1 protein-coding gene and 1 other annotated feature are annotated in these 1303 nt (G+C 59.9%); the gene reads right to left on the bottom strand.

Annotated elements, in window-relative coordinates; translation table 11 throughout:
* Positions 1-30: 30 nt before the first annotated feature.
* A protein-coding gene (locus AB0O97_RS20240) for an IS3 family transposase (protein WP_256939954.1) occupies positions 31-1250 on the bottom strand; the annotation gives its coding sequence in 2 pieces (ribosomal slippage) (positions 31-971 and positions 971-1250; 1221 coding nt in all).
* Positions 859-972 (bottom strand) — a sequence feature (AL1L pseudoknot). It overlaps the preceding gene by 114 nt.
* Positions 1251-1303 lie beyond the last annotated feature (53 nt).

Genomic DNA, 1303 nt, shown 5'->3' with positions numbered 1-1303 from the left:
TGTCAAGCCCCGGGTTTGGTGGAGGGTTTATTAGACCCGTTCCATCGTTTTGATGGCGGGCAGGTTTGAGTAGTAATTGGTTTCTGCTTCCACGGGTGGGATGTATCCGATTTCGCCGTGGAGGCGCCGGTGGTTGTACCAATCGATGTATTCAGCGACGGCTATTTCAAGGTCATTGATGCCGGTCCAGGGGCCCTTGTTGCGGACCAGCTCGGCCTTGAAGAGGGAGTTGAGGGCCTCGGCCATGGCGTTGTCGTAACTATCACCCTTGGCCCCTACGGAAGAGACGGCTTCTGACTCGGCAAGGCGCTCGGCGTAGCGGATCGCACGATACTGCACGCCTCTGTCCGAGTGGTGAATAAGTTGTGATACATCTTTTCGATCATGCCGGCGAGTCCATAATCCCATTTCCAACGCGTCCAGCGCTAGGGCTGTGTGCATGGTGGTGGAGAGCTGCCACCCGACCACGCGGCGGGAGAAAACATCCAGCACGAAGGCCGCATAGACCCAGCCAGAAAACGTCTTGATGTACGTTATATCTGCCACCCAGAGACAGTTTGGTGCCGGGGCTGTGAACTGCCGCCGGACCAGATCCGCCGGCCGCTCAGAGAAGGGTCCTGACACTGTCGTACGAGGCCCCTTGGCCCGCCTCACACCGTGCAGCCCGGACCGGCGCATGAGCCTCTCCACCGTGCACCGCGCGACCTTGTGGCCGGCACGGTTCAGGGCGGCATAGACTTTCCTGGCCCCGTAAACACCGTAGTTTTCCTTGTGCACCTGTTTGATTTTTTCTGTCGTCACTGCATCACTGACAGTACGTTTGGAGTCAGGGCGGGCCTTGGCAGCGTAGTAGGTGGAGGGGGCGATCGGCAGCTGCCTGCAGATCGGCTCGACCCCGTATTCATCCTTGTGCTGGTCGATGAAAGTGATCATCGTCGTGAGGGGCGGTCGAGCTCCGCCGCGAAGAAAGCCGACGCTGATTTCAAGATCGCGTTCGCCCTCCGCAGCTCGGTAACCTCTCGCTCCAGCTCGGCCAGCCGGGTCGCGTCATCAGTGGTCGTGCCAGGCCTCACGCCCTGATCGATCTCTTCGATCTTGACCCAGCCACGGATCGTGTCCGCCGGGATACCCAACTGCGCGCCGATACGGGTGCAAGCTCCCCGCCGGTCAGCCGGGTTCTTCTGGGCGTCCATCACCAGGCGGACTGCTCGCTGGCGAAGCTCATCTGGATATTTCTTCGGTGGTGCCATGGTGCTCATCCTTTCAAGGATTCAACACCCTCCATTAAACCCGGGGCGGTTCA

The sequence above is a fragment of the Specibacter sp. NPDC078692 genome (assembly GCF_040686835.1).
Lineage (GTDB): Bacteria > Actinomycetota > Actinomycetes > Actinomycetales > Micrococcaceae > Specibacter.
This window is presented reverse-complemented; position numbering and strand designations above follow the sequence as displayed.